Source organism: Flavobacterium sp. K5-23 (assembly GCF_023278045.1).
In the GTDB taxonomy this organism is placed as follows: Bacteria; Bacteroidota; Bacteroidia; order Flavobacteriales; family Flavobacteriaceae; genus Flavobacterium.
Map to the genome: position 1 here is coordinate 423,801 of NZ_CP056783.1, position 26,328 is coordinate 450,128.

Consider the following 26,328-nt stretch of genomic DNA (forward strand, 5'->3'; position numbering starts at 1 on the left):
CAGGCTAAATTTGTTCCTGAACTAACCCGATGATCGTGTTAGCATCTAGCTCCCCTGATTGTCTCCAAATCATTTGACCTTCTTTATAAATCATCAAAGTAGGAAGTCCTTTTATACGCAAGGCTTCAGCTAACTCTTGATTTTTATCAACGTCAATTTTTATCACCTTAGCTTTATCACCAAGAGCCGCAGCCACATCTCTTATTACAGGATGCATTGATACAGAAGATTCATTCCAATCTGTGTAAAAGTCAATTAACACAGGTACTTGTGCGCTTATAAGTTCTCCGAATTTTGACATAAAATCAACGAATTTAATTTTTAAATCTACAAAAAAATAGACACTAATTTACAAATGTAGTATTTTTAACCAATCAAGCCACATTCTTACCTTTTTTTAGTTCGATAACCGTGATTTCTGGCATAATTCCCACTCTTCCAGGATAAGCATGAAAGCCAAATCCTCTATTTACATAAATATACCTTCCCATATTCTCATACAAACCTGCCCACTGGGTATAAACATACTGTGCTAAACTCCATTTAAAATAACCTGGAATTTCTATACCAAATTGCATTCCATGCGTATGTCCTGATAAAGTTAAATGAAAGTGTTTATTATGATGTTGCACTTCATGCTCCCAATGACTCGGGTCGTGACTCATTAAAATTTTAAAATCTTCTTTTACAACATGCTGAGAAGCTTTATTGATATCTCCCGCTTTTTTAAAATTATGACCCCAGTTTTCCACTCCAATTAATGCAATTTTATCTTCTCCTTTTTGAATATAAGTATGTTCATTCAGCATTAATTTAAAACCTATCTGACCATACAAACCTTTTATTGCTTGAAAATTATCTTCCTTATCTTTTTCTGTAGGCCAAGTCACATACTCCCCATAATCATGATTCCCTAAAACAGAATATTTTCCATACTCATGTTTCTGGATTCTATTAAAGGTGTCGAGCCAAGGATGCATTTCTTTGGCATCTGTATTTACAATATCTCCCGTAAACAAAATCATATCTGAATTTTGTTCATTAACTAAATCGATCGCATAATTGATCTTTTCGGGATTATCAAAACTACCGCTATGCACATCCGAAATATGTGTAATTTTAAAACCATCAAAAGCATCCGGTAAATCCGGAAAAAAAATACGCTGTTTTATTACTTTGTAATTGTACTTCCCTACTGTTATCCCGTATATCAAAGACATAAATGGGATGGCGGCAATTCCTAGTCCTATCTGGCTGACAAATTTGCGCCTTGAAGAAAGAAATTCTGTATTGTTTTTTTCTAACAAATAACTTAATGAACCAGCTCCAATCCTGAAAATATCTTCCCCAAGAAGCAACAAAGTCAGTATCATTTTAGGAATATAGACAATCAGAAGCAAACCAGTTGTAAACATTGTCTGCTGTGTCTGACCTACAGAACGGTCAAAATTCGCAAAAGAAATAACAATAAAAAGCAATACTAAAACACTTAAAATTTGATACGAAACCAACACCCATCTTAGCTTCAATAATGTTTTCAAAGCCTGAAACGCATAAAGTTCTATAATAAGTAATATAAGGCTCAGAAAAAGCAATCGAAAAACCATTGTGTTTTATTTTTAGACAAAATAACAAATTAACAACAGACTATGTGCTTTTATTATCCAATATTTAACAAATTCAATTCCGTTTTTTTCTCATTAAACAATAAAGCTGACAAATTTCTTTGTCAGCTAAATCACAAAACATAGTAGGTACGTATATTTTTCTATTTTATTTACATATTCATTGAAAGGAAAGCTAGAATTACATTAACCGATCCATTTTAATTAACTACTAAATTTAAAGAAACAGTTAACATATTTCCACTTCCAGTAAAACGTTCAGCAAACACTTCTATATAATCGTTTGTAGTTAATTCCACAGTTGTTACTATAGGTATTGCAATTATATCAGAAGATGAATTTGAGTTGACATATACTTTAGATTGATTAATAACAGTACCGTTTTTTGCGATATAAACAATATAAGTTGTACTTGCCGCAGATGATTGAAACGAAAGTGCTCCGCTAACTGCAAAATAACGTTTCCTACTTCCTGTGTATTTTAACCTATTATTTAGAGCATCCGTTGAAAATCTAAATAAATTGTTTGAAGTAGTATTCCCAACTAATTTAATTTTAGTACTTCCAGAAAAAGTAGTAGTTACTCCTGAACCTACTGCATAATCAAAATTCACATCTCCAGTCGCTACAGCATCGTCCTCTCTTGGAATTCCAGCACAATTCACTCTCCATTTGTTATTAAAATTATACCCTGTAAACCCGCCAACTGTGTATGGTACAACAAAGGTTCCCGTAGTCCCAGTTCCATAAAAAACGATATCAGACATCTGGGCATTATTAGTTATTGTAGGGTTAGCTGAAACATCAACTCCTGTTTTACCAGAAGTAACATCCATAAAACCACCCACTTTTTGGATCATTCCAAAAGTACCAACATATTTTTCGTAAATACCCGCATTATTTCCAAACCAAGCCAGATTACTTAATAATAAAGTTGTTGCATTTTCAAAAATAATACCATTAGTATTACCTGAAAAATTAACAATACTAAAAAACACCATATTAAAATTTTTCAGTATACCAACATTTACACTATTAGCAATAATACAATCTCTTACCACCATAGTCTGTAAGTTAGAAGGGCTTAAACAATCAACATTAAACACTCTAGAACCTGCACCAGTAACCGCAATTGTAACAATTTTCACCGTACCCCCTTTTGCACCAACAAAAAGATCCCCTGATGTTTTAACTAATTTATCGACATTAGCATCTAATCCTGACACATAAGCATTATTTAAATCTATGGGTAAATTAAACGTGACGGTACCATTGATTTCATAATAAGTATTAGTGTCAAAAAGATATTTTGTACTTCCACCTGCCGCTAATTCAGTCGCTAGTACAGTTGCCAAAACATCAGTAGATTTGATACGTTTAAAAGCCAATCTCCCATCAGCACTAGAACTTATTTTTACCCACGAAGTCGTAGATGTATCATAATGATGAAACGCTTTTAAATCAGTATCATAAACCATTAAACCATTTGCAGGAGAAGCTATTGCAATTCTTTGCGCAGTAGTCATACGAGGTGTTAACATCCCTTGAGTTGTCGAAGACACATCTAATACTGAACTCGCATTAGGGGTAATTGTTCCAATACCTACTTGAGAATAAACATTCACAGATAGCATCATGAAAAACACAAAGCACACATGAAATACTATATTAAATAAGGTAATTTTTTTCATGATATTTAATTTAAAATTTATACTATTCCTTTTATTCTACATCTTCAATTCTATAATTCAAAATTACAATTAAAAATCGTTTATATGCATTTATCATCGATAAACTACACAAATTAGGCGTTATTTTAAGATAATTATTTTTTTACAATAGTTTTTTCCTACTTTTTGTGAATACTAAAAAACAAGGTCATAAAACTTATCTTATAAAATATTTCAATCCTAAGCCTTTTACAACCGTTTTCAATAGCATTCTCATTAAGGAACAGGCATTTAGAAATATTTTCGGGAGTTTCTTTAATATCTTTCTAAGTTTTGTACTTTTGAATTCTTAAGAAAATTAAAATATGTCACAACAAAAAAGACTTTTCCTCCTAGATGCTTATGCCTTAATTTTTAGAGGATATTATGCATTTATAAAAAACCCCCGAATCAATTCAAAAGGAATGGATACATCAGCAATCATGGGATTTATGAATTCCCTGATGGATGTAATAAAAAGAGAGAAACCGGATCATTTAGCAGTAGCTTTTGATAATGGCGGAAGTCAATTAAGAAACGAGATATTTCCTGAATACAAAGCGCATCGTGACGCCACTCCTGAAGCAATAAAAATTGCCCTACCTTATATACAAGAATTATTGCGTGCTATGCACATCCCTATTATAGAAGTCAAAGGATATGAAGCAGATGATTTAATAGGTACCATTGCTAAACAAGCAGAGAAACAAGACTATAAAGTATTTATGGTTACCCCAGATAAGGATTTTGCACAATTAGTATCCGAAAACATATTTATGTACAAACCAGCCCGAATGGGAAATGGAATTGAAATATGGGGTGTTCCTGAAGTTTTGGCAAAATTTGAAATAGAAAGACCGGATCAGGTAATTGATTTTCTAGGAATGATGGGTGATGCAGCTGATAACATTCCTGGACTTCCGGGCGTGGGAGAAGTCACGGCCAAGAAATTCCTGAAAGAATTTGGAACTATGGAAAACCTTTTGGCAAATACTGATAAGCTAAAAGGAAAAATGAAAGAGAATATTGAAGCTAATAAGGAAAAAGGGATTTTATCAAAAACCTTGGCTACAATACTTCTTGATTGTCCAGTAGTTTTTGACGAGAAAGATTATGAATTGTCAACACCTGATGTAGAAAAAACAGATGCTCTTTTTAATGAGCTTGAATTTCGAAGAATGGCAGAACAGTTTGACGCCATATTCAAAAAAGGAGGAACAGCATCAACTCCAGTAGTTGACGAAGCCAAATTATATAAAAAACCACAACCTAAAACCGAAGAGCAATTTGACCTCTTTGCAAGTGCCATTCCAAATGATGATTCAGAAATAACACACCATAATTATTTCAACACATTAGAGAACACAGAGCATTCTTACCAAATCATTCAGGGAAATTTAGGTGTAAAACTACTGTTGCAAAATTTAATGAATCAATCCTCTGTTTGTTTCGACACTGAAACTACAGGCCTTGATACCTTGCACGCTGAATTAGTAGGTATTGCTTTCTCTTTCGAAAAAGGGAAAGGATTCTATGTTCCTTTTCCGGAAAATCAAGAAGAAGCCAAAAGTTTGATTGCTAATTTTATTCCTTTTTTCGAAAATGAAAATATTGAGAAAATTGGACAAAATTTAAAATACGATTTAAAGATTCTTTCGAATTATGGCATAGTTGTAAAAGGAAAGTTATTCGATACTATGATTGCCCATTATCTGATTAATCCAGATATGCGACATAATATGGACATCCTTTCGGAGACCTATTTGAAATACTCCCCAAAATCCATTGAAACGCTTATTGGTAAAAAAGGAAAGAACCAAAAATCGATGCGGGAAGTCGAATTGGAAGAGATAAAAGAATATGCAGTTGAAGATGCCGATGTGACTTTTCAGCTAAAAGAACTATTCTCGGTTGAATTAGACAAAACAGAAACCAAAAAGCTATTTGAAGAAATTGAAATTCCGTTGGTAACCGTACTGGCAGATATGGAGAAAGAAGGAATCCGCCTGGATACAGATTTTTTAAAATCCTTGTCACAGGAATTAGGAAATGACATCAAAACATTGGAAGCGGGTATATACGAAATTGCGGGCGAAAAATTCAATCTGGCTTCCCCAAAACAACTTGGAGACGTTTTATTCGACAAATTAAAAATTGGAGGAACAAAACAAAAGAAAACCAAAACCGGACAATACGCAACGGGAGAGGAAGTCTTGAGTTATTTAGTAAACGAGCACCAAATTGTAAAAGACATTCTGGACTGGAGACAGCTGGTTAAACTGCAAAACACCTATGTTGATGCGTTACCAAACCAGGTGGACAAAGTCACTTTGCGCGTACATACTGATTATATGCAAGCCGTTGCGGCAACAGGTCGTTTGAGCTCAAACAACCCCAATCTTCAAAATATTCCTATTCGAACAGAAAGAGGACGACAAATAAGAAAAGCTTTTATTCCAAGAGATGAAAATTATTCTTTACTCTCTGCCGATTATTCTCAAATCGAATTACGCATTATTGCCGCATTAAGTGGCGAGGAAAACATGATTAAAGCATTCCTGAATAACGAGGACATCCATAAATCGACAGCTTCAAAAGTATTTGACGTACCGCTTGAAGAAGTGACACGCGAACAAAGGAGCCATGCAAAAACGGTGAATTTTGGGATCATCTATGGTGTTTCGGCTTTTGGATTAAGCAATCAAACTTCGCTTTCCCGTTCTGAAAGTGCCGCTTTGATTGAAGCCTATTACAAAACCTATCCGAGATTAAAGTCATATATCCAAGAACAAATTGAATTTGCCCGTGAAACCGGTTATGTGCAAACCGTGCTGGGAAGACGTCGTTATTTAAAAGACATCAACTCTCAAAACACAATGGTTCGCGGTGGAGCAGAACGTAATGCCGTAAACGCACCAATACAAGGTAGCGCCGCTGATATCATTAAAATCGCGATGATCAACATTCATAGAAGATTAATTGATGAAAACTGGAAAAGTAAAATGCTGCTTCAGGTTCATGATGAATTGGTCTTCGACGTTCATAACTCGGAATTGGATAAAATCCAACCAATGATAAAAAACGAAATGGAAAATGCATTTAAACTCGATGTCCCTTTAGTGGTAGAAATGGGAATAGGTAAAGACTGGCTAGAAGCACATTAATATTTTAAACCCAATATATTTAATAAACAGAAAACCCATTCTCACAAGAATGGGTTTTCTGTTTTAATTTAATTTTCTGGAAGACTCTCTTTCTTTCAACACTGTCTTAATCACAACCGTTTTATAAGGAATATCCTCTTCTTTGGACTCTAGTCTATCTATAAGAAGTTTTACAGCTACTTCACCAATTTCCACTCCGTGCTGACTTACGGTAGTTAAACTCGGAGACAATCTTCTGGAGGCAAGAATTCCATCGGCAAAACCAATAATGGAAAGATTGTCAGGTATAGAATACCCTTTTTTAAGACCTATTTTTAATGCTGCAACTGAATCATTCTCATCTAATGTAAAGACACCGTCAATTTTATTGTTATCAAATATGTTCTCAATCTTGTCATTAAGTCCTTCCTCAGTATCCGTTCTAAGGATTATGTTTTCATTAACGGGAATGTTATTGTTTTCTAGTGCTTTCAAATAGCCCTCTGCTCGTAGTTTACCAACGCTTAAATTATCTATAGAAGAAAACAAGGCAATATTCTTGCATCCTATATCAATTAAATGTTGCGTGGCATCCAAAGCCGAATCGAAATCGTCAACAACTACCTTATCACAATTCACTTCTTCGGCAATTCTGTCAAACATAACTATAGGCGTACCGTCATTTATTATATCTGCGATATGCTTATACTCTTGTTTTTTTTGGGCTTCTTCAGAAACTGACATTATAAATCCATCTATAGTTCCATTACTGAGCATATCTAAAGTGTGAATTTCCTTTTCTAAAGATTCATTCGAAATGCAGGTAATCACGTTATATCCGTTTTCATCAGCCACTTTTTCAATTCCGCTAAACACTTTTGCAAAAAAAGAGTTTAAAATATTAGGTATAATAACACCAATGGTTTTTGTTTTCCTGTTTTTAAGGTTCAAACCAATAACATTTGGTTTATAATTTTTTAATTTAGCATACTCTTTAATTTTTATTTTAGTTTGCTCACTTATTTCAGGACTGTCGTTTAGCGCTTTAGAAACTGTTGAAACAGATACATTCAGTTCTTTTGCAATTTGTTTAAGAGTCGCTTTAACTTTCATAAAATAATAGTATAGTTAGTAAATAAAAAATAATAGAAGCAAAAAGATGAAATTTTACCCTAAATAATTGAATGTTTCAAAATTAGGGAATAATTTAGAAAAACATCATTTCAAATGAATATAATATTTTATTTTAAGACTAAAAGGGATCTAAATGAATAAGAATATAATAAAGTAACAAATAGAAAATAAGGGTAATGAATCTATTTATAAATACCCATTTGATTATCAGTACAAAAGAAGCTTTAAAATAATCATTTAAGGTATTTGTATTTAAAATAATTAATTGTACTTTTGCAACCCCTTTATTGGGGATGGAATGTTTAATTAAAATAATATTATGGACGCATTAAGCTACAAGACACAATCAGCAAGCAAAGCCACTGTTACAAAAGAGTGGATCGTTGTAGATGCTGAAGGTCATAACTTAGGTCGTCTTGCTTCAAAAGTCGCTATGATTTTGAGAGGTAAGTACAAGCCAAGTTACACACCACACGTTGACTGTGGAGATAACGTAATCGTTATCAACTCAGAAAAAATTAACCTTACAGGTAACAAAATGGATGAAAAAACATACATCCGTCACACTGGTTACCCTGGAGGACAAAGAACTTTAACTGCTAGAGTATTGCAATCGAAAAACCCTGCATTACTAGTAGAAAAAGCGGTAAAAGGAATGTTACCAAAAAACAAAATTGGTGCTGAACTTTTCAGAAATTTAAATGTTGTTGTAGGATCTGAGCACAAACAAGGAGCTCAAAAACCTAGAACAGTTAACCTTAACGATCTTAAGTAATGGGAGTTATTCACAAAATCGGTAGAAGAAAAACCGCTGTTGCACGTGTTTATGTTTCGGAAGGAACAGGAGTAATCACTGTAAACAAAAAAGAATTCGCAACTTACTTCCCAACAGCTACTTTACAGTACAAAGTTATGCAACCAATGTCTATGACAGAAAATGCAACTAACTTTGACGTAAAAGTAAACGTTCACGGAGGTGGTTCAACTGGTCAAGCAGAAGCTGTAAGAATGGCATTAGCACGTGTTATGTGTGAAGTAAATGCTGAAAACAGACTTATCTTGAAACCAGAAGGTTTATTGACAAGAGATCCAAGAATGGTTGAACGTAAGAAATTCGGTCAAAAGAAAGCTCGTAAGAAATTTCAATTCTCGAAACGTTAATATTGCCTGTCTTGTTCAGATCTGGACGAGACTTATTGAATTTATTATTGAATTTAAAACAATGTTGTTGTTGCCTACCGAGGTAGGAATTAGTTTAGCATCTAAATGTATTTAGCCGAGCAATCGCCATTTATACATTGCTAATCAACAGAACGTAAACTAGTACAAAAAATGTCAAACAAAGTAGAAGTAAAAGAATTACTAGAAGCAGGTGTTCACTTCGGACACATGACTAGAAAATGGGATCCAAATATGGCTCCTTACATTTATATGGAGCGTAATGGTATTCACATTATCAATCTATATAAAACTGCAGCAAAAATTGAAGAAGCTAATGAAGCTTTGAAAAAAATCGCTGCATCAGGTAGAAAAATATTATTTGTTGCTACCAAAAAACAAGCAAAAGACATCGTTGCTGAAAAAGCAAAAGCTGCAAACATGCCTTACATCACTGAAAGATGGCCTGGTGGAATGCTAACTAACTTCGTAACTATCCGTAAAGCTGTTAAAAAAATGGCTACTATTGATAAAATGAAGAAAGATGGTACTTTCATGACACTTTCTAAGAAAGAGCGTTTACAAGTTGATCGTCTTCGTGCTAAATTAGAGAAAAATTTAGGTTCAATTTCTGATATGTCAAGATTACCAGCTGCATTATTTGTAGTGGATATCAAAGCTGAACACATCGCAATAAAAGAAGCTCAAAAATTAAACATTCCAGTTTTTGCAATGGTTGATACTAACTCTGATCCACGTGAAGTAGAGTTTGTAATTCCATCAAATGATGATGCTTCTAAATCAATCGATAAAATTTTATCTTTAGTTACAGCTGCAATTGTTGAAGGACTTTCTGATAGAGGTTCTGACAAAGAAGCTGACGCAACTGAAACAGTAGCTCCAGCAGCAACTGAGAAAGTAGCTCCAGTAGCAACTGAAACTGCAGCTCCGGCTGCTGAGACAGTAGCTCCAGCAACTGAAGAATAAATTAACATTTAAATTCCGATTTTAAGACTCCAAATTCCAAATAAAATTATAAACTAAGGTTGATGATTTAATAAACTTGGAATTTGGAATTTTAGAATTGGAATTTTTTTTATTATTACAAACACTAAAATTTAAATATTATGGCAACTATAACTGCTGCAGACGTAAATAAATTAAGAACAGCTACTGGTGCAGGAATGATGGACTGCAAGAAAGCATTAGTTGAAGCTGATGGAGATTTTGAATTAGCGATCGAAAACCTTCGTAAAAAAGGACAAAAAGTAGCTGCAAACCGTTCAGATAGAGAATCTACTGAAGGTGCTGCAATTGCTGTTGTTAACGCTGACAAAACTGCTGGTGTTGTTATCACTTTAAACTGTGAAACTGACTTCGTAGGAATGAATGAAAGCTTCGTGAAAATGGCTACTGAAATGGCTAATCAAGCGTTAAACTTTGATTCTAAAGAAGCATTTTTAGCTTCTGATTTTAACGGTATTACTGTTGCTGATAAATTAATCGAGCAAACAGGAGTTATTGGTGAAAAATTAGAAATCAGAACTTTCGAAAAATTAGAAGGTGAATTCGTAGGATCATACATCCACTCTGGAAACAAAATCGCTACTTTAGTTTCTTTATCTGCAAATGTTGCTGGAGCTGAAGAAGCTTCAAGAAACATCGCTATGCAAGCTGCTGCAATGTCACCTATCGCTTTAAACGAAGCTGGTGTTGATGCTGTAACAATTGAAAAAGAAATCGAAATTGCAAAAGATTTACTTCGTCAAGAAGGAAAACCAGAAGCAATGTTAGACAATATCGCTAAAGGTAAATTAGCTCGTTTCTTTAAAGACAATACTTTAGTAAACCAAGATTACATCAAAGACAACAAACTAAGCGTTGCTGCTTATGCTAAATCTGTTGATGCTAACTTAATCGTTACTGGTTTCAAAAGAGCTGCTTTAGGATAATTTATTCTAAAACCCATACAAAATCCCATTTCGAAGCAATTTGAAATGGGATTTTTTTGTCTAAACTACAATGAATAATTAAGTCCAAGCATAATATAACCCGGCATAATCGATACGATTGATTCCGTGAAAAAGCTTTGATCATAAGACGTTGATATAAGCTGGCTATTGTTTAGATTTAGCATATTACTCCCATTAAAGATTAATTTTAAATCTTTAACTACTACGTACTGAATATTCGAATTAAGAAAAAACACATTATTAGTATTAAAATTGGAATCTTGATTATCAATAACAAAACCTAGATCCCATTTCAATTTATTCTTGTTTTTACCTCGCAAAGAAAAAGCAAGTTGATGATTTATAGTTGCGTTACTAAAATTATACCAAACGAAAATATAATATATACCAATTTTGATAATTGGTTTTTTTATGTTATATTTGGACTATATTATAAAAGTAATCATGGCGCATGCAAAAATTTTGGTAATTAAGGAAACCGAAAAAGAAATAAAAAATCTGCTCAAACAATCTATTCCGTTTATTGGTCAACGTTTGAGAGTTCTGCTGATTTTGAAGCAAAACGAAAAAGTAGGGATTTCTAAACGTGAGGTTGCTAAATTAGCTGTGGTTGACCCTAATAGCGTTCAGAATTGGAGGACATTATACCTTAATTCTGGAATTGAGGGTTTGATGAAGCATCAAAAAACAGGTTTTAAGCCGTCGGCTTTTAATGCTATTGAACACAATATGTTGGAAACAAAACTCAACGACCCTCAAAATGGACTTCAAGGCTATGTTGAGCTTAAAGATTGGATTGAAAAAGAATCAGGGAAGACTTTCAATTACAATACGTTGCTTTATTATTGCATCAGGAATTTTAAATCAAGTGTAAAAGTAGCCCGCAAAAGTCATGTCAAAAAAGACGAAGATCAGGGAATCTCTTTTAAAAAGACTTCGGACGAATCTGTCAAGAAATAGCACTAAATACGGTGGGTGATTTTGACTCTGTAAACTTGTATTTTCAAGATGAATCGCGTTTTGGTTTGTTCACTCGAAACGGAAAATCAGTTACTGCTATTAGTGTTATACCAAACGAAAATATAATATATACCAATTTTGATAATTGGTTTTTTTATGTTATATTTGGACTATATTATAAAAGTAATCATGGCGCATGCAAAAATTTTGGTAATTAAGGAAACCGAAAAAGAAATAAAAAATCTGCTCAAACAATCTATTCCGTTTATTGGTCAACGTTTGAGAGTTCTGCTGATTTTGAAGCAAAACGAAAAAGTAGGGATTTCTAAACGTGAGGTTGCTAAATTAGCTGTGGTTGACCCTAATAGCGTTCAGAATTGGAGGACATTATACCTTAATTCTGGAATTGAGGGTTTGATGAAGCATCAAAAAACAGGTTTTAAGCCGTCGGCTTTTAATGCTATTGAACACAATATGTTGGAAACAAAACTCAACGACCCTCAAAATGGACTTCAAGGCTATGTTGAGCTTAAAGATTGGATTGAAAAAGAATCAGGAAGACTTTCAATTACAATACGTTGCTTTATTATTGCATCAGGAATTTTAAATCAAGTGTAAAAGTAGCCCGCAAAAGTCATCAAAAAGACGAAGATCAGGGAATCTCTTTTAAAAGACTTCGGACGAATCTGTCAAGAAATAGCACTAAATACGGTGGGTGATTTTGACTCTGTAAACTTGTATTTTCAAGATGAATCGCGTTTTGGTTTGTTCACTCGAAACGGAAAATCAGTTACTGCTATTAGTGTTAAGCCGATTTGTGCTTTCCAACAAGTTTTTAAATCAACTTGGCTTTCTGGAGCTTTTTCGCCCATAACTGGAGACCATTTTCAATTAATACTCCCACATTGCAACGCTGATAATTTTCAAGTTTTTTTAGATAATTTCTCAAAGGAAAATCCGAAAGAACTCAAAATAATGGTGCTGGATAATGGAAGGTTTCATAAGGCAAAAAAATTAATCATTCCTGAAAATATTGTTTTGGTTTTTCTACCACCATATAGTCCAGAACTTAATCCCGCTGAAAAAATGTGGGCAAAATACAAACGAGAATTTTCTAATAAATTTTATAATTCATTGGAAGATGTAGAAGATTTCATTACTAATGTCGTAAAAGCTACAAGCAAAAAAGAGGTAATGAGTATCTGTGGATATAGCTATGTATTTTTAGATAAAATTTGGGCCATATAATACATGTGTTTGGTATTAAGCCGATTTGTGCTTTCCAACAAGTTTTTAAATCAACTTGGCTTTCTGGAGCTTTTTCGCCCATAACTGGAGACCATTTTCAATTAATACTCCCACATTGCAACGCTGATAATTTTCAAGTTTTTTTAGATAATTTCTCAAAGGAAAATCCGAAAGAACTCAAAATAATGGTGCTGGATAATGGAAGGTTTCATAAGGCAAAAAAATTAATCATTCCTGAAAATATTGTTTTGGTTTTTCTACCACCATATAGTCCAGAACTTAATCCCGCTGAAAAAATGTGGGCAAAATACAAACGAGAATTTTCTAATAAATTTTATAATTCATTGGAAGATGTAGAAGATTTCATTACTAATGTCGTAAAAGCTACAAGCAAAAAAGAGGTAATGAGTATCTGTGGATATAGCTATGTATTTTTAGATAAAATTTGGGCCATATAATACATGTGTTTGGTATTATTCCCTTTTTGTTCTATGCTTCTTTGAATATAATTATAATCTACGCCAAATTGCACATCTGATTTTTTAAAATTAGAAATCACCTTCGTTTTACTGGTAAAATTACTTGATGAAAAAACATTATCAATACCATTGAATTGAGAATTACCAGTTGCATTTAAGTAAAACAAAGTGGTTTTAACGGAAAAAGGCAGGCGTTTAAATTTCATATCATAGGCTACCAATGCTCTTAAAGACGTAGTCCCTTGGGAATTGATCATCTGGCTTTCAATATAGTCAGACGCGTAACTAGTATTATTCGAAATTGAATTTAGTTCCTTAGTATACACAAGCGATGAGAAAAGAACGTTATTGTTTTTAGGATTAACGCTAAAGTATTGAAGTGAATAACTATTCTTAGGCACTATTCTAGAAAAATCCACTAAACTAGGCCTGAAAATAGTTTGAAAATCAAAGATCATACTAAAATCCTGGATTTGCGATAGGGTTAGTAATTGATGATCTAAAACGTAATTAAAAGTCAATTTATTAAAACCCGAAAAACTATATATCAAACTCATATTTGGTTCGTATCGAGTAAACCTATTTTCTGATTCCTGAAAGGTATTGTTTGAATTCGTAATATTTAATCCAAAAAGCGATTGTAACTTAGGACTCCAGTTTTTTAACCAAGAAAGCTTAGATTCCAAGGATTGATTCTTTAATTCGAAGTTTGCATTATAAGCAGGATTCTGAAAGATATTATTGTTTATTGAAGTATTATGAGTCAATAAATTTAATTTTAAAGTAAAAATGTTTGATTTTTTTGACAGCGAAAAAAAGTTGCAAAAACCAAAACTTCTGTCCTGATTTTTACTTTGTTGAAATAGCATATCATAACCGGAATCAAACAGTATATTTTGTGAAAACAAATCTAAAGACTGCTCATTTAAATCTGAACTTTGCTTTACTAAAATCTTATAATTAATCGTTTTTAACAACAAGGTTTGCAACCGGAAAACTTGTGCGAAACTTAAATTAGTATTGCTTTTTACATAATTAATTTCATTTACATCCCGCAATAACTCTTGATTGTCGTCATCTGAATTTGGCGTAAGGCCAGCCACATAGGATAAAAAAGTGGTTTTGGATTTATTAAATTCCCATTTAATAGAAGAATTGTTTAAGACATAAGAACCGTTTTTGTTTTCCAAAAATGAAATTCGCTTATCACTATCGCCTATATTAGTTTGCGTTTTATTGTTCTCTTCCATTAAATTCGTTTTATTGAAGATATGAGAAAACGTGATTTTGGCACGTGGAGAAATTAAACTAGTATAAGTGACACCTATGAAGGCATTTTTCTTTTCTTTAATGAAACTATTTGGATTCAGGAAAGAAGGAATTTCAACTTCTTTAGACTGATTATCCTCACTATCAATATTTGAAGCAACTCTCATTTCCCTGTAATCCTCTCGCGATATTGGTGTCTTGGCAATTGTATTGTAATCCGTTAAAATAGCTAAATTTCCTTTTTTAAAAAATTTAAAAGAATTGGAATGAAAACGAAGAGCATTATTGACTCCATAACCAAGTTCAACATCAGAAACCCACTTGTTTTTATACGCATCTTTCGTTTTAAGATTCAAAGCAACGCCATTATTCCCTCCAGCTGCTAGTGAAAAACCAGAATAGTTAGTTAGTAAATCTACGCCTTCTATCATTTCGGCACTGATGTTTTGAGTTGCCATTTGGTGTTTATTACCAAAAAACTCATTCCCATCGATAAGCACATTATTAATTTGTTGGCCTTTGTATAGCACTTTGCCGTCTTGGTCAACGTCAAGACCCGGAAGCTTTTTTATAACATCCTCAATTTTGTTTTCGGTACCATCAACAATCGCTTTTAAATTATACGAAATAGTATCTCCCTTAATTCGCATTGTTTTGGGTCTACTGGTGATCACTACATTCTGGAGCTGATTCGTTTCAGGAAGCAACACAAAACTTAGCGACACCTTTTCTTGAACTAATACAACTTCCATAACAGGAGTAAAACCAAGCTTCTTAATATTGAAAACATAGGATCCAGAAGGCAATACTTTATCAAAAACACCTTCGCTATTAGTTGTCCCAAAAGCAATTTGATTGTCCTCTTGACTTACAATTACAATCGCTCTGGAAACAGCTAGTTTGTTTTCATCGACAATTTTTATACTTACCGTATTTTGAGAAAAGAGTAAAACTGGGAAGAAAAGAAAAAATAAATATTTAAAACTCAAAATGGATATTTTATAAGAAATTAGAAATCAAAGTCTGATTCGTTTCCACTTTTACTGCTGTTGCAATGTTATTCCCATAAGTATAAGCCAGCACAACACCATTTATAAAAGGCAAATAACTAGGGCTACCCACAACTTTCAAGTCTTCTGTAAAATAAACGGTCAACTGCTGCTTATTAAATAGAGCTACCGCTTCATAACAAGAATAACCTAGTATTACCTTTTTCTTGTTAGTGAATTTCCATTGTACTACCTGAAGTTTCTCTGTCACTAAGTCATTGTTAATTTTCTTTACATAGGTATTTGTTTCGTAATCCTTAATCAATTTTACAGCTGAATAGGATTTTGACACAGACAAGTCCTTTGCAAATAAAACATCCCCTGCTGTTCCATTAGTATTGATCATTCCCTTATTTGTCTTCTCTTTAACTTGGAGCTTTATTTCAAAATAAACTTTATTATCCTGAATGGACATATAGGATTCCTCTTTAATACTTTCGCTTTGTTTTATTGCATTTGCTCTAATATAAGCGGGAAGACTTTTCAATGACTCTTCTTTAATAGTGTATTGTGTTTCGAATAAAATGGTAATGCCTGTTTGAGCATCGCTTTCAAAACAGAAAAAACTAAATAACACAAATAATAATACCTTTTTCATCTCTCTTAATGTTTTAATTATCCGCTTTAATGTGTACTGAATAGGTCTCGTGTTTCGCTCCAGATTCATCCGTATAGGATTTAGGTTTTAGCGCTTCAATTTTCATCTTATTCAACTTTTCTTTCGTTATAAAAGAAGCTTTTGCCGGAACTGATTCTAACTGTATCTTTTTATCAAAAAACTCGATTTTAGTTACATAGATCACTTTCTTTTTAGATTCGACACTCAAAACTAAACCCGGAATAGAGTTCATAGAAAAAGGACCATCGATAACAGGAATCTCCTGCGTGTACCAATATTGTATGGTGTCATTTGCAGCAGTCATAGCATAGGCTGATTTACAAGTATACCCATCAATCGCTTTGGTCTTTTTATCATAGTGCAATTCATCTTTTGCAAATGGTACTTCAATATAGTATTCATTATCGTCTACTTCAGCGCTTTCAACACTCAATTGCTTTGTAAAATCTTTCAAAACCCATACTTTAAAAGGCTTAAAGAAAGTCCCCGCATTTGTATATGTTGGAGTATTCTTCTCTTTTGAAACAATTACTTCTTCTTTTAAATTTACACTTTTAAACAAGGAAAAATCTCCATTATTTATGAGTTCAAATTTATTAGGTTTACTTAAAACCGTCCTAAAACCTTCACGATCTTCCTCCGGAAGCTGATTAAAAAAAGAATCTGAATACACTATTTTTTGTTCGTAAGTGATTTTGATGCTTTTTTGAGCGAATACTGAAATAGAAAATAAAGTCAAAATAACCAATACATACTGCTTCATAAAAGAGCTTTAAATTAGGATACCAAGTTATAAAAAAAACAATATAACCTAATATTTTTACTACAATAATTAAAAATATATTCAAGATTAATCTTACAATGCCTAAAACACTGGGTTGCTTAACTTTTATGATTCATAATTAGCAATTATGAAAAAAGCTAAAAAAATATTATTGGATCAGGTTTTGAGTGACAAGAAACATCGCTTATCAAAGTAGAGTAATCCTAACTTAAACTTTACTGGTTTCAAAAGAGCTGCTTTAGGATAAAGTCATTGCGAGGAACGAAGCAATCACACTAGTGAATTTCACAACCCACATTCATAAAAAATCCCATTTTGAAGCAATTCAAAATGGGATTTTTCTTTTATATTTGGAATTCAAAACAAGAATTATGGAAACTAAAACAAGATGTGGCTGGTGTTTATCAAGTGACTTATACAAAGAATACCACGATCAAGAGTGGGGTGTTCCTGTTTATGACGACACCACCTTATTTGAATTCCTTATTCTAGAAACATTCCAAGCCGGTCTGAGCTGGATAACCATCTTAAACAAAAGAGAAAATTTCCGCAAAGCATTTGACAATTTCGATTACAAAAAAATAGCACAATACCCCGAAGATAAAATCGAAGAGCTCTTACTGGATGCGGGTATCATTCGAAACAAACTAAAAGTCCGTTCAGCCGTTTCTAACGCGCAAGCCTTTATAAAAATTCAGGAAGAATTTGGCAGTTTTTCTACATACATCTGGAAATTCACCGACGGGAAACCCATAATCAACCATCGAAAAACATTGAAAGACGTCCCTGCCACTACTCCACTTTCGGATGAAATCAGCAAAGATTTAAAAAAACGCGGATTCAAATTTGTCGGTTCTACCGTTATTTACGCCCACATGCAAGCCACCGGAATGGTCAATGACCACGTTGCAGATTGCTGGAAACGAAATTCATAATTTATAACTCATAATTCATAATTTTCATTACATTTGCTTCACACTTTAGGGGTGTCTACAATAAAGTAGGCTGAGAATTACCCTCTGAACCTGATCTAGTTCATACTAGCGTAGGGAAAAGTAAGATGACTTCCATGTACATTTATGTACCGTTGTAGCCATTCCTAAAGTATAACTATATACTAAATCTATTAAGGAATGGAGCTAAAAATCAACCAACAAATCAAACAATTTCCTGCAGATGCGCTAAGCATTCAAGCCATGCTGGATATTGAAATTCCCCAAAAACAAAACGGCATCGCCGTAGCCATTAATAATACCGTAATTCCAAAACCTTCTTGGAAAACACATCTACTCAACAAGACTGACGACATTCTCATTATTTCCGCCACACAAGGAGGATAATTAGGCTGCTCGAGCGGGCTATCCGTTGCAAGTCCGCAGTCGAAAAACCAGAAAAACACAGTCGCAGCAATAGCTTCCTTTGGTCGCTTTCCTGTTCCTTGTTTTCTAGGTTATCGCCTTTACGGGCTTTCCACTACTATCCCTAGCAGAAAAAAAGAACATAGAAAATAGAGGAAAGAGAAAAGACTAAACTCGAAAAAACAAAACATAACACTATACCCTCAATCCTTCCCCCTCCTTCGGAGGGGGTTAGGGGGAGGAAAAACTTTAAGACTCCTAAAAATGACAAACGAAGAAAAAATATCAAGAACACCATTCCCCAATTCCAGAAAAATCTACGTCAACGGCGAAATCCACCCCATAAAAGTGGCGATGCGCGAAGTGATTTTAAGCGACACCAAACTGTCAAACGGCGGAATTGAAAAAAATCCACCTATTACTATTTACGACACATCGGGTCCTTTTACTGATCCAGACATTGATATCGATATCCGTAAAGGATTGCCGCGCATCCGTGAACAATGGATCTTAGACCGCAACGATGTGGAGGAACTAACCGAAATATCATCTGATTTCGGGAAAGAACGACTGAATGACGAAAAACTAAACCATTTGCGTTTTGAATATTTACACAAACCAATGCGCGCCAAAAAAGGGGCCAATGTTTCCCAATTGTATTACGCAAAACAGGGAATCATCACGCCCGAAATGGAATACATCGCCATTCGGGAAAACCAACGCATTGAGTTGTTAAAAGAGCAAACCAAAGCCATGCAATGCCAACATGCAGGTCACAGCTTTGGAGCCAACACACCAAAAAGCAAAATCACCCCCGAATTTGTTCGTTCTGAAGTTGCAATAGGACGTGCCATAATCCCAAACAACATCAACCATCCCGAAAGCGAACCGATGATTCTGGGACGTAATTTCTTGGTAAAAATCAATGCTAACATTGGGAACAGTGCCGTAACCTCAACCATAGAGGAAGAAGTGGAAAAAGCAGTTTGGGCTTGCCGCTGGGGTGCTGATACGATTATGGATTTGTCCACCGGAAAAAACATTCATGAAACCCGAGAATGGATTATTAGAAATTCTCCCGTTCCTATCGGAACCGTGCCAATTTACCAAGCCTTGGAAAAAGTAAAAGGGATTGCCGAAGACCTGACTTGGGAAGTGTTCCGCGATACTTTAATCGAACAGGCTGAACAGGGAGTTTCCTATTTCACCATTCACGCAGGAGTGTTATTGCGCTACATACATTTAACGGCTGATCGTGTTACTGGAATTGTTTCCCGTGGTGGTTCCATTATGGCCAAATGGTGCTTGTTTCACCACAAGGAAAATTTCCTTTACACCCATTTTGAAGAAATTTGCGAAATCATGAAACAATATGACGTCGCTTTTTCATTGGGAGACGGATTGCGTCCAGGTTCCATAGCAGATGCAAATGACGCAGCACAATTTGCCGAACTGGAAACTTTGGGTGAACTGGCTAAAATAGCTTGGAAACACGACGTACAAGTTTTCATTGAAGGCCCTGGTCACGTCCCGATGCACATGATTAAGGAAAATATGGACAAGCAACTGGAACATTGCAACGAAGCCCCATTTTACACTCTTGGACCGTTAACAACTGATATTGCACCGGGTTATGACCACATCACTTCCGCAATTGGAGCAGCGATGATTGGCTGGTACGGATGCGCCATGTTGTGTTATGTGACGCCAAAAGAACATTTGGGTTTACCCAATAAAAAAGACGTGAAAGACGGGGTGATTACTTATAAAATCTCAGCCCATGCTGCCGACTTAGCCAAAGGGCATCCTGGAGCACAATACCGTGATAACGCTTTGAGCAAGGCCCGCTTTGAATTCCGCTGGGAAGATCAGTTTAACTTGTCATTAGATCCAGATACCGCAAGAGAATTCCATGACGAAACTTTACCTGCTGAAGGCGCTAAAGTGGCACACTTTTGTTCGATGTGTGGTCCTAAATTTTGCTCTATGAAAATATCGCAAGAAATACGTGATGTCGCAGCTGCCGAAAAAGGGATGCAAGAAAAATCAGAAGAGTTTATCGAGCAAGGAAAAGAAATTTATAGCTAACAAAGAGACAAGAACAAAGAATATAGAGGATAGGCTTGAATTTCAGTCTATTTTCTATGCTCTATTTTCTTTCTTCTAACGCACATTACTAGAAAATGAAAGTAATTTCAAATCCAACTCCAGTCGAAAACGAAATCAAACTAATCCATTCTCTATTCGAGGAAGGCTTGGAGTTGTTTCACATTCGGAAACCTGATTTTAAGGAATTGGATATGAGACAATATGTTATGGCAATCGGGTTAGAGTTTTGTGATAGATTGGTATTGCACAGCCATCATCAACTAGCAGCTGAATTAGGGATTAACCGAATTCATTTTACAGAAAGCAAGCGCAAAGAAATGTCCTTAAGTGTTTTAAAACAATTCAAAGCCAATGGGTTTCATTTAACCACATCAACACATTGTATCGAAGATTTCAATGCTTTAGACAAAGTTTTTGAATCCGCTTTCTTGAGTCCTGTTTATAAGAGTATTTCGAAAGAAAATTACATCTCAAAAATAGATCTATTCGAAGCTGTTAAAAAAAGAACAAACCATTCCACCCAGCTCATCGCTTTGGGCGGAATAGAATCCATAAATGTCGAAAAAACATTAAGCAATGGTTTTGATAACATAGCACTATTAGGAACCATTTGGAATTCAGAAAACCCAATAAAAAATTATATACGATGTCAGAAAATCGTCCTTTCGTTTTAAGCATAGCCGGTTTTGATCCCTTGGCTGGCGCAGGAGTATTAGCCGATGTGAAAACATTTGAGCAGCATTGTGTTTATGGTTTTGCCATCAACACAGCTAACACCTTACAGACGGAAAATGATTTCCATAAAATACAGTGGACTGATTTGGATTTTGTTTTACGGTCTATAGAAACACTTTTTACAAAATATAAAATCAAAGCTGTTAAAATCGGGATTGTCCCATCATTGGATTACTTAAAAGCGGTTGTATTCGAAATAAAAAAACATTCTCCAAAAACCCTAATTGTCTGGGATACTGTTTTAAAATCAACAACCGAGTTTAATTTTTTGGAAGTTAAAAATCAGACTGATTTAATTGAAATTTTGAAACAAATTGATTTAATCACGCCCAATTATGAAGAAATAGTAAAATTGGACACGTCCCAAACAAATATAGAATTTATTGTAAAAAAACTTTCTGATCACTGTGCTGTACTATTGAAGGGAGGGCATCATCCAACAGAAATTGGGGTCGATTATTTATATACTAAAGACCGCTTTTTTAGGCTTTCGCCAAATAACACATTAGTAAATGAAAAACATGGCTCAGGCTGTGTACTGTCTTCCGCTATTGTGGCTAATCTAGCATCAGGACAAGAACTCCTTCTTGCCTGTGCAAATGCAAAAAAATATACCGAAAACTATTTATTGTCTAACTCAACCAAATTAGGATATCATTATGTATAATAAATTACAATACATCTCTCAAGGAAATACCGTCGAAGAACAATTATTAAACATCCACAAGGCACTAGACAATGGATGTGACTGGATTCAGCTACGATATAAAAACGGCTCACAACAAGAGCTACATACATTAGCCGAAAGGGTCAAGATAATTTGCGATGTATACCTGGCAAGTTATATCATCAATGACAATGTGCATTTAGCAGAAGAATTGGATGCTGATGGTGTTCATTTGGGTCTTAATGATATGGATACAAAAGAAGCACGTGCAATTTTAGGAAAAACAAAAATCATCGGAGGAACTGCGAATACTTTTGAGGACGTTGTACTACAAGTGAAAAACGGGTGTGATTACATTGGTCTAGGCCCTTTTCAATTTACGAAAACAAAAGAAAACTTAAGCCCCGTTTTAGGGCTGGCGGGCTACCATTCGATTATCGAAAGAATGAAAGCTCAAAATAACGAAATCCCAATCTTTGCTATTGGGGGAATTGAATTAGAAAACATAGACAGTCTTATGGAGACTGGAATTTATGGAATTGCAGTATCGGGTTTAATTACTCAAAGTAAAAGCCCGTCCCAACTCATAACACAACTAAACAACAAATTATATGACGGCATCAATGTTTAAAATAGGGGATAAAACGCTAGAATCTCGTTTGTTTTTAGGAACGGGGAAATTTGGTTCCAATCAACAAATGGAAGAGGCCATTCTGGCGTCTGGAAGCGAACTGGTAACGGTCGCGCTAAAACGAGTGGATCTGGAAACTGAAACTGATGCCATTTTATCTCATCTAAAACATCCACACCTCCATTTATTGCCCAATACTTCGGGCGCTAGAAATGCTAAAGAAGCCGTATTTGCGGCACAACTGGCAAGAGAGGCACTGGAAACAAATTGGCTCAAACTCGAAATCCATCCGGATCCAAAATACTTAATGCCGGACGCAATTGAAACCTTAAAGGCAACTGAAGAATTAGTAAAACTTGGTTTCATTGTACTCCCATATATCCATGCTGACCCCGTACTTTGCAAACGACTGGAAGATGTAGGAACCGCTGCAGTAATGCCCTTGGGTTCTCCAATAGGCAGTAATAAAGGGCTGAAAACAATCGATTTTCTTGAAATCATAATCGAACAAAGTAAAGTTCCAGTGATTATTGATGCCGGAATTGGCGCTCCATCTGATGCCGCCAAAGCAATGGAACTGGGTGCTGATGCCGTATTAGTAAACACTGCTATTGCCGTAGCTGGAAATCCAAAATTAATGGCAGAAGCGTTTAGGGAAGCGGTAATTGCTGGAAGAAAAGCCTATGAAGCTAAATTAGGACAACAATATAGACACGCAATAGCTTCGAGCCCATTAACAGCGTTTTTATACGAATAAAAATTAACCACAAAGTTCACAAAGAGAAGCGCAAAGCCCGCAAAGCTTTGTGAACCTTGTGAAAATACCTTGCGCACTTTGCGTTTAAGCTTATGAAGACATTTAAATCCGTTTTTGAACAATACGATTGGGATACTATTCAATCCAAGATATACCAAACCACCACAAAGGAAGTAGAGCAGGCTTTGGCTAATAGCAAAAGGAGTCTTGATGATTTTCTAGCTTTAATTTCTCCTGCTGCTCAACCTTACTTAGAACAAATGGCACAGGAATGTCATGAACTAACTAAAAAACGTTTTGGAAAAACCATCCAAATGTATGCACCTATGTATTTGAGTAATGAATGCCAAAACATATGTACCTACTGTGGTTTTAGTTTGGATAATAAAATCAAGCGAAAAACGCTTACGGATGCCGAAATAAAACTGGAAGTCGCGGTTTTGAAAAGCGCTGGATTTGACCACGTGCTTTTGGTTACCGGCGAAGCTAATTATACGGTAAACATTAATTATTTTCTAAATGCTATTGAACAGATAAAACAGCATTTTTCTATTATTTCAGTAGAAGTCCAACCGCTTTCAAAAGAGGAATACGAACGATTACACGAGGCAGGCGTTTTTTCGGTTTTGGTGTACCAAGAAACTTATCATCAGGAAGTGTATAAAAAATACCATACCAAGGGCAAGAAATCCAATTTTGATTATCGGCTAGACACTCCAGACCGAATAGGAAAAGCAGGGATCCATAAAATAGGATTAGGTGTGTTGCTGGGTCTTGAAGATTGGCGCACCGATAGTTTTTTCAACGCCTTGCATTTGGACTATCTGCAAAAAACGTATTGGCAAACGAAATATTCCGTTTCTTTTCCTCGATTGCGCCCGGCTGAAGGGACAGTTGAGCCTAATTTCATTATGGATGACAAGGATTTAACCCAACTCATTTGCGCGTATCGTTTGTGGAACGAAGATTTGGAGATTTCCATATCGACCCGGGAAAACGAGAAGTTTAGAAACAACATTATCCCTATTGGCACTACAAGTATGAGTGCAGGTTCCAAAACAAATCCTGGAGGTTATGCCGTTGATCCGCAATCACTGGAGCAGTTTGAAATTAGCGACGAACGATCTGTTGATGAAATTACTAAAATCATTACTGAATCAGGGTACGAACCCGTTTGGAAAGATTGGGACAGGACTTTTAGTCAAATGTCTTAAAGTCGAAGGTAGAAAGCCTAAAAGCTATAAAACTGCAACTTTTGACATTTGACTTTCGACTTTTAAACTTTATGACTTAAAAAAATGAGTGTTATTCAAGAATATTTACGTTATAACCGCCAAATAATGTTGCCTGAAATAGGCGATGCAGGGCAGGAAAAAATTAAAAAAGCTAAAGTATTGGTAATTGGCGCAGGTGGATTGGGCTGTCCTGTTTTACAATATTTAGCCCCAGCAGGTGTTGGTACAATAGGTATTGTGGATTTTGACCATATTGAAATGCATAATTTGCACCGACAAATTCTCTATACTGAAAACCAAGTAGGCCAAGCAAAAGCTTCAACTGCAAAAGAAGCGGTTCAAAAATTAAACCCGTTAATTAGTGTTCTTTCATTCGAAGAAAAATTGACTGCAGAAAATGCCATTTCCATTATATCCGAATTTGATATTGTTGTCGATGGATCTGATAATTTCAGCACCCGTTATTTAGTAAACGACACATGTGTCGCTTTAGGAAAACCATTAGTTTATGGAAGTATTCTAGGCTTTCAAGGCCAACTTGCGGTATTAAATCACCAAGGAAGCAAGAATTTAAGAGATCTATTTCCTGAAGCTCCGGATCCTAAAGATGTGCCTAACTGCAATATGAACGGAGTGCTGGGCACGCTTCCAGGAATTATTGGCACTATGATGGCTCAGGAAACGCTAAAAATGATTGTGGATTTGTCAATACTAAAAAACGAATTAGTGCTTTTCAACACCTTGAACTGGGATTTCACAAAGTTGAAGTTTTAGGAGAAGTATTCAGTTCCCAGTCGCAGTGTACAGTTACGATATGTGGTACAAAGAAGTAATTACACCAATTATGAGTATAAATAAGTCTAAACATTTAGACATTTTCTTTAAACATATAAGGAATGTAAGTTCATTTAAGTTGGACTATTTTGATTTCATAAATGGTATTCTTTTATCAATAAAAGAATATCTCACGCGAATCCTATCTTCTGCTATCTGAGAACTGCGACTGAAAACTGAACACTATTTACTCAGTATTTTCACAAACTCTTCTCTATCGATTTCCCTGCAACCCAAACTTTCCAAATGTGGATTATGCACTTGACAATCCAAAAGTTTATAATGATTGTCTTTTAAATGATTTACTAATGCTATAAAAGCCACTTTTGAAGCATTAGAAACTGTTGAAAACATACTTTCACCACAAAAAACGTGACCCATGTCGATGCCGTATAATCCTCCAACCAATTCCTCGTTTTGCCACACTTCGACTGATTTTGCAATTCCCATTTCATGTAGTTTACAGTAGGCTTCAGTCATAGCATTGGTAATCCAAGTTCCGTTTTGACCATCGCGCTTTATTTTTTGGCAATTAGATATTACGTCCCTAAAATTTTGATTGAAAGTAACGGTGAAAGTGTTTCTATTTAGAATGTTTCTCATACTCTTGGAAACGATTAATTCATCCAGAAACAGCACCATTCTAGGATTAGGTGACCACCAAATTATGGGGTCATCCTCTTCAAACCAAGGAAAGATTCCACTTTTATAAGCTAACTGTAAACGCTCAGGGGATAAGTCTCCACCTACTGCAAGTATACCATCATAATCAGCTTTATAAACTGGAGGAAAAATTAAGTCGTCGGATAAATAATACATGATTTTAAACTAAAATTTAAATCTTTACTTGTA

Annotated in this window: 26 protein-coding genes and 1 riboswitch; of the genes, 18 read left to right on the forward strand and 8 right to left on the reverse strand. The window is 34.9% G+C overall.

What is annotated here, in order from left to right; all coding sequences use genetic code 11:
• Positions 1-4: 4 nt before the first annotated feature.
• The 3 genes from FLAK523_RS01965 to FLAK523_RS01975 all read right to left on the reverse strand — a co-directional run bounded on the left by FLAK523_RS01965 (position 5) and on the right by FLAK523_RS01975 (position 3,316).
• Positions 5-301 carry a co-chaperone YbbN gene (locus FLAK523_RS01965; RefSeq protein ID WP_248906006.1) on the reverse strand — a complete coding sequence of 99 codons (297 nt, stop codon included), beginning with the start codon at positions 299-301 and terminating at the stop codon, positions 5-7.
• A gap of 73 nt (positions 302-374) precedes the next feature.
• Entirely contained in the window at positions 375-1,607 is a 1,233-nt protein-coding gene (locus tag FLAK523_RS01970; RefSeq protein ID WP_248906008.1) for a metallophosphoesterase, read from the reverse strand.
• A 218-nt stretch (positions 1,608-1,825) separates the two neighbouring features.
• Complete coding sequence (locus FLAK523_RS01975; protein ID WP_248906009.1) at positions 1,826-3,316, reverse strand: hypothetical protein; 1,491 nt, start codon at positions 3,314-3,316, stop codon at positions 1,826-1,828.
• A gap of 344 nt (positions 3,317-3,660) precedes the next feature.
• Between FLAK523_RS01975 and polA the strand changes: the two genes are divergently transcribed.
• The gene (polA, locus tag FLAK523_RS01980) at positions 3,661-6,498 is read left to right on the forward strand and encodes a DNA polymerase I (protein ID WP_248906011.1); all 2,838 of its coding nucleotides are present in this window, start codon (positions 3,661-3,663) and stop codon (positions 6,496-6,498) included.
• Positions 6,499-6,561: 63 nt separating this feature from the next.
• Here the strand turns inward: polA and FLAK523_RS01985 are convergent, their stop codons facing one another.
• Entirely contained in the window at positions 6,562-7,590 is a 1,029-nt protein-coding gene (locus tag FLAK523_RS01985; RefSeq protein ID WP_248906013.1) for a LacI family DNA-binding transcriptional regulator, read from the reverse strand.
• 340 nt (positions 7,591-7,930) lie between these two features.
• Between FLAK523_RS01985 and rplM the strand changes: the two genes are divergently transcribed.
• The 8 genes from rplM to FLAK523_RS02025 all read left to right on the forward strand — a co-directional run bounded on the left by rplM (position 7,931) and on the right by FLAK523_RS02025 (position 13,408).
• Entirely contained in the window at positions 7,931-8,386 is a 456-nt protein-coding gene (gene rplM, locus FLAK523_RS01990; RefSeq protein ID WP_248906015.1) for a 50S ribosomal protein L13, read from the forward strand.
• The gene (rpsI, locus tag FLAK523_RS01995) at positions 8,386-8,772 is read left to right on the forward strand and encodes a 30S ribosomal protein S9 (RefSeq protein ID WP_007137450.1); all 387 of its coding nucleotides are present in this window, start codon (positions 8,386-8,388) and stop codon (positions 8,770-8,772) included. Before rplM ends, rpsI begins: the two co-directional genes overlap by 1 nt.
• A gap of 171 nt (positions 8,773-8,943) precedes the next feature.
• Positions 8,944-9,756: a 30S ribosomal protein S2 gene (rpsB, locus tag FLAK523_RS02000; RefSeq protein WP_248906017.1), complete on the forward strand. Its 813-nt coding sequence runs from the start codon at positions 8,944-8,946 to the stop codon at positions 9,754-9,756.
• Between the two features lie 140 nt (positions 9,757-9,896).
• Positions 9,897-10,721: a translation elongation factor Ts gene (gene tsf / locus FLAK523_RS02005; protein ID WP_248906019.1), complete on the forward strand. Its 825-nt coding sequence runs from the start codon at positions 9,897-9,899 to the stop codon at positions 10,719-10,721.
• A gap of 432 nt (positions 10,722-11,153) precedes the next feature.
• Entirely contained in the window at positions 11,154-11,702 is a 549-nt protein-coding gene (locus tag FLAK523_RS02010) for a hypothetical protein (protein WP_248906021.1), read from the forward strand.
• Positions 11,703-11,858: 156 nt separating this feature from the next.
• Positions 11,859-12,320 carry a hypothetical protein gene (locus tag FLAK523_RS02015; protein WP_248904568.1) on the forward strand — a complete coding sequence of 154 codons (462 nt, stop codon included), beginning with the start codon at positions 11,859-11,861 and terminating at the stop codon, positions 12,318-12,320.
• Positions 12,321-12,413: 93 nt separating this feature from the next.
• Complete coding sequence (locus tag FLAK523_RS02020; protein WP_248902447.1) at positions 12,414-12,950, forward strand: IS630 family transposase; 537 nt, start codon at positions 12,414-12,416, stop codon at positions 12,948-12,950.
• A complete protein-coding gene (locus FLAK523_RS02025; RefSeq protein WP_248906023.1) occupies positions 12,938-13,408 on the forward strand; it encodes an IS630 family transposase in 471 nt (156 codons plus the stop codon). The genes FLAK523_RS02020 and FLAK523_RS02025 overlap by 13 nt, the downstream gene beginning before the upstream one ends.
• Here FLAK523_RS02025 and FLAK523_RS02030 read toward each other — a convergent pair.
• Genes FLAK523_RS02030 through FLAK523_RS02040 form a run of 3 tightly spaced genes read right to left on the reverse strand, consistent with a single transcriptional unit; the run spans position 13,375 to position 17,129 of the window.
• A complete protein-coding gene (locus tag FLAK523_RS02030) occupies positions 13,375-15,687 on the reverse strand; it encodes a carboxypeptidase-like regulatory domain-containing protein (protein ID WP_248906025.1) in 2,313 nt (770 codons plus the stop codon). The two genes, FLAK523_RS02025 and FLAK523_RS02030, sit on opposite strands and share 34 nt — an antisense overlap.
• Before the next feature lie 10 nt (positions 15,688-15,697).
• Positions 15,698-16,345 (reverse strand): GLPGLI family protein, encoded by a 648-nt coding sequence (locus FLAK523_RS02035; RefSeq protein WP_248906027.1) that lies wholly within the window; start codon positions 16,343-16,345, stop codon positions 15,698-15,700.
• Positions 16,346-16,358: 13 nt separating this feature from the next.
• Complete coding sequence (locus FLAK523_RS02040; RefSeq protein ID WP_248906029.1) at positions 16,359-17,129, reverse strand: GLPGLI family protein; 771 nt, start codon at positions 17,127-17,129, stop codon at positions 16,359-16,361.
• 392 nt (positions 17,130-17,521) lie between these two features.
• Between FLAK523_RS02040 and FLAK523_RS02045 the strand changes: the two genes are divergently transcribed.
• From FLAK523_RS02045 to FLAK523_RS02085, 9 genes are all read left to right on the forward strand, one after another.
• Positions 17,522-18,085 carry a DNA-3-methyladenine glycosylase I gene (locus tag FLAK523_RS02045; RefSeq protein ID WP_248906030.1) on the forward strand — a complete coding sequence of 188 codons (564 nt, stop codon included), beginning with the start codon at positions 17,522-17,524 and terminating at the stop codon, positions 18,083-18,085.
• A 37-nt stretch (positions 18,086-18,122) separates the two neighbouring features.
• Positions 18,123-18,219, forward strand: a riboswitch (TPP riboswitch).
• A gap of 64 nt (positions 18,220-18,283) precedes the next feature.
• On the forward strand, positions 18,284-18,490 hold the full coding sequence (thiS, locus tag FLAK523_RS02050; protein WP_248906032.1) for a sulfur carrier protein ThiS: 207 nt from the start codon (positions 18,284-18,286) through the stop codon (positions 18,488-18,490).
• 282 nt (positions 18,491-18,772) lie between these two features.
• Positions 18,773-20,596 carry a phosphomethylpyrimidine synthase ThiC gene (gene thiC, locus FLAK523_RS02055; protein WP_248906034.1) on the forward strand — a complete coding sequence of 608 codons (1,824 nt, stop codon included), beginning with the start codon at positions 18,773-18,775 and terminating at the stop codon, positions 20,594-20,596.
• 95 nt (positions 20,597-20,691) lie between these two features.
• Positions 20,692-21,291 carry a thiamine phosphate synthase gene (locus tag FLAK523_RS02060; protein WP_248906035.1) on the forward strand — a complete coding sequence of 200 codons (600 nt, stop codon included), beginning with the start codon at positions 20,692-20,694 and terminating at the stop codon, positions 21,289-21,291.
• On the forward strand, positions 21,264-22,019 hold the full coding sequence (locus FLAK523_RS02065) for a hydroxymethylpyrimidine/phosphomethylpyrimidine kinase (RefSeq protein WP_248906037.1): 756 nt from the start codon (positions 21,264-21,266) through the stop codon (positions 22,017-22,019). Before FLAK523_RS02060 ends, FLAK523_RS02065 begins: the two co-directional genes overlap by 28 nt.
• Positions 22,012-22,650 (forward strand): thiamine phosphate synthase, encoded by a 639-nt coding sequence (locus tag FLAK523_RS02070; protein WP_248906039.1) that lies wholly within the window; start codon positions 22,012-22,014, stop codon positions 22,648-22,650. Before FLAK523_RS02065 ends, FLAK523_RS02070 begins: the two co-directional genes overlap by 8 nt.
• Entirely contained in the window at positions 22,631-23,407 is a 777-nt protein-coding gene (locus tag FLAK523_RS02075) for a thiazole synthase (RefSeq protein ID WP_305881771.1), read from the forward strand. Before FLAK523_RS02070 ends, FLAK523_RS02075 begins: the two co-directional genes overlap by 20 nt.
• 92 nt (positions 23,408-23,499) lie before the next feature.
• The gene (gene thiH / locus FLAK523_RS02080; RefSeq protein ID WP_248906041.1) at positions 23,500-24,621 is read left to right on the forward strand and encodes a 2-iminoacetate synthase ThiH; all 1,122 of its coding nucleotides are present in this window, start codon (positions 23,500-23,502) and stop codon (positions 24,619-24,621) included.
• 84 nt (positions 24,622-24,705) lie between these two features.
• Positions 24,706-25,416, forward strand: a complete 711-nt coding sequence (locus FLAK523_RS02085) for a HesA/MoeB/ThiF family protein (protein ID WP_248906059.1) — start codon at positions 24,706-24,708, stop codon at positions 25,414-25,416.
• 243 nt (positions 25,417-25,659) lie between these two features.
• Here FLAK523_RS02085 and aat read toward each other — a convergent pair whose 3' ends face one another.
• A complete protein-coding gene (gene aat, locus FLAK523_RS02090; RefSeq protein ID WP_248906061.1) occupies positions 25,660-26,295 on the reverse strand; it encodes a leucyl/phenylalanyl-tRNA--protein transferase in 636 nt (211 codons plus the stop codon).
• Positions 26,296-26,328 lie beyond the last annotated feature (33 nt).

Bases quoted from the DNA above. Each gene is read 5' to 3' on its own strand.
- FLAK523_RS02045 (WP_248906030.1), top strand. From the start codon at position 17,522: ATGGAAACTAAAACAAGATGTGGCTGGTGTTTATCAAGTGACTTATAC.
- FLAK523_RS02015 (WP_248904568.1), top strand. From the start codon at position 11,859: ATGTTATATTTGGACTATATTATAAAAGTAATCATGGCGCATGCAAAA.
- FLAK523_RS01985 (WP_248906013.1), bottom strand. From the start codon at position 7,590: ATGAAAGTTAAAGCGACTCTTAAACAAATTGCAAAAGAACTGAATGTA.
- thiS (WP_248906032.1), top strand. From the start codon at position 18,284: ATGGAGCTAAAAATCAACCAACAAATCAAACAATTTCCTGCAGATGCG.
- tsf (WP_248906019.1), top strand. From the start codon at position 9,897: ATGGCAACTATAACTGCTGCAGACGTAAATAAATTAAGAACAGCTACT.
- FLAK523_RS02085 (WP_248906059.1), top strand. From the start codon at position 24,706: ATGAGTGTTATTCAAGAATATTTACGTTATAACCGCCAAATAATGTTG.
- FLAK523_RS02065 (WP_248906037.1), top strand. From the start codon at position 21,264: ATGTCAGAAAATCGTCCTTTCGTTTTAAGCATAGCCGGTTTTGATCCC.
- FLAK523_RS02075 (WP_305881771.1), top strand. From the start codon at position 22,631: ATGACGGCATCAATGTTTAAAATAGGGGATAAAACGCTAGAATCTCGT.
- polA (WP_248906011.1), top strand. From the start codon at position 3,661: ATGTCACAACAAAAAAGACTTTTCCTCCTAGATGCTTATGCCTTAATT.
- rpsI (WP_007137450.1), top strand. From the start codon at position 8,386: ATGGGAGTTATTCACAAAATCGGTAGAAGAAAAACCGCTGTTGCACGT.
- aat (WP_248906061.1), bottom strand. From the start codon at position 26,295: ATGTATTATTTATCCGACGACTTAATTTTTCCTCCAGTTTATAAAGCT.
- FLAK523_RS02060 (WP_248906035.1), top strand. From the start codon at position 20,692: ATGAAAGTAATTTCAAATCCAACTCCAGTCGAAAACGAAATCAAACTA.
- thiC (WP_248906034.1), top strand. From the start codon at position 18,773: ATGACAAACGAAGAAAAAATATCAAGAACACCATTCCCCAATTCCAGA.
- FLAK523_RS01970 (WP_248906008.1), bottom strand. From the start codon at position 1,607: ATGGTTTTTCGATTGCTTTTTCTGAGCCTTATATTACTTATTATAGAA.
- FLAK523_RS02010 (WP_248906021.1), top strand. From the start codon at position 11,154: ATGTTATATTTGGACTATATTATAAAAGTAATCATGGCGCATGCAAAA.
- FLAK523_RS02035 (WP_248906027.1), bottom strand. From the start codon at position 16,345: ATGAAAAAGGTATTATTATTTGTGTTATTTAGTTTTTTCTGTTTTGAA.
- FLAK523_RS01965 (WP_248906006.1), bottom strand. From the start codon at position 301: ATGTCAAAATTCGGAGAACTTATAAGCGCACAAGTACCTGTGTTAATT.
- FLAK523_RS02040 (WP_248906029.1), bottom strand. From the start codon at position 17,129: ATGAAGCAGTATGTATTGGTTATTTTGACTTTATTTTCTATTTCAGTA.
- rplM (WP_248906015.1), top strand. From the start codon at position 7,931: ATGGACGCATTAAGCTACAAGACACAATCAGCAAGCAAAGCCACTGTT.
- FLAK523_RS02070 (WP_248906039.1), top strand. From the start codon at position 22,012: ATGTATAATAAATTACAATACATCTCTCAAGGAAATACCGTCGAAGAA.
- thiH (WP_248906041.1), top strand. From the start codon at position 23,500: ATGAAGACATTTAAATCCGTTTTTGAACAATACGATTGGGATACTATT.
- rpsB (WP_248906017.1), top strand. From the start codon at position 8,944: ATGTCAAACAAAGTAGAAGTAAAAGAATTACTAGAAGCAGGTGTTCAC.
- FLAK523_RS01975 (WP_248906009.1), bottom strand. From the start codon at position 3,316: ATGAAAAAAATTACCTTATTTAATATAGTATTTCATGTGTGCTTTGTG.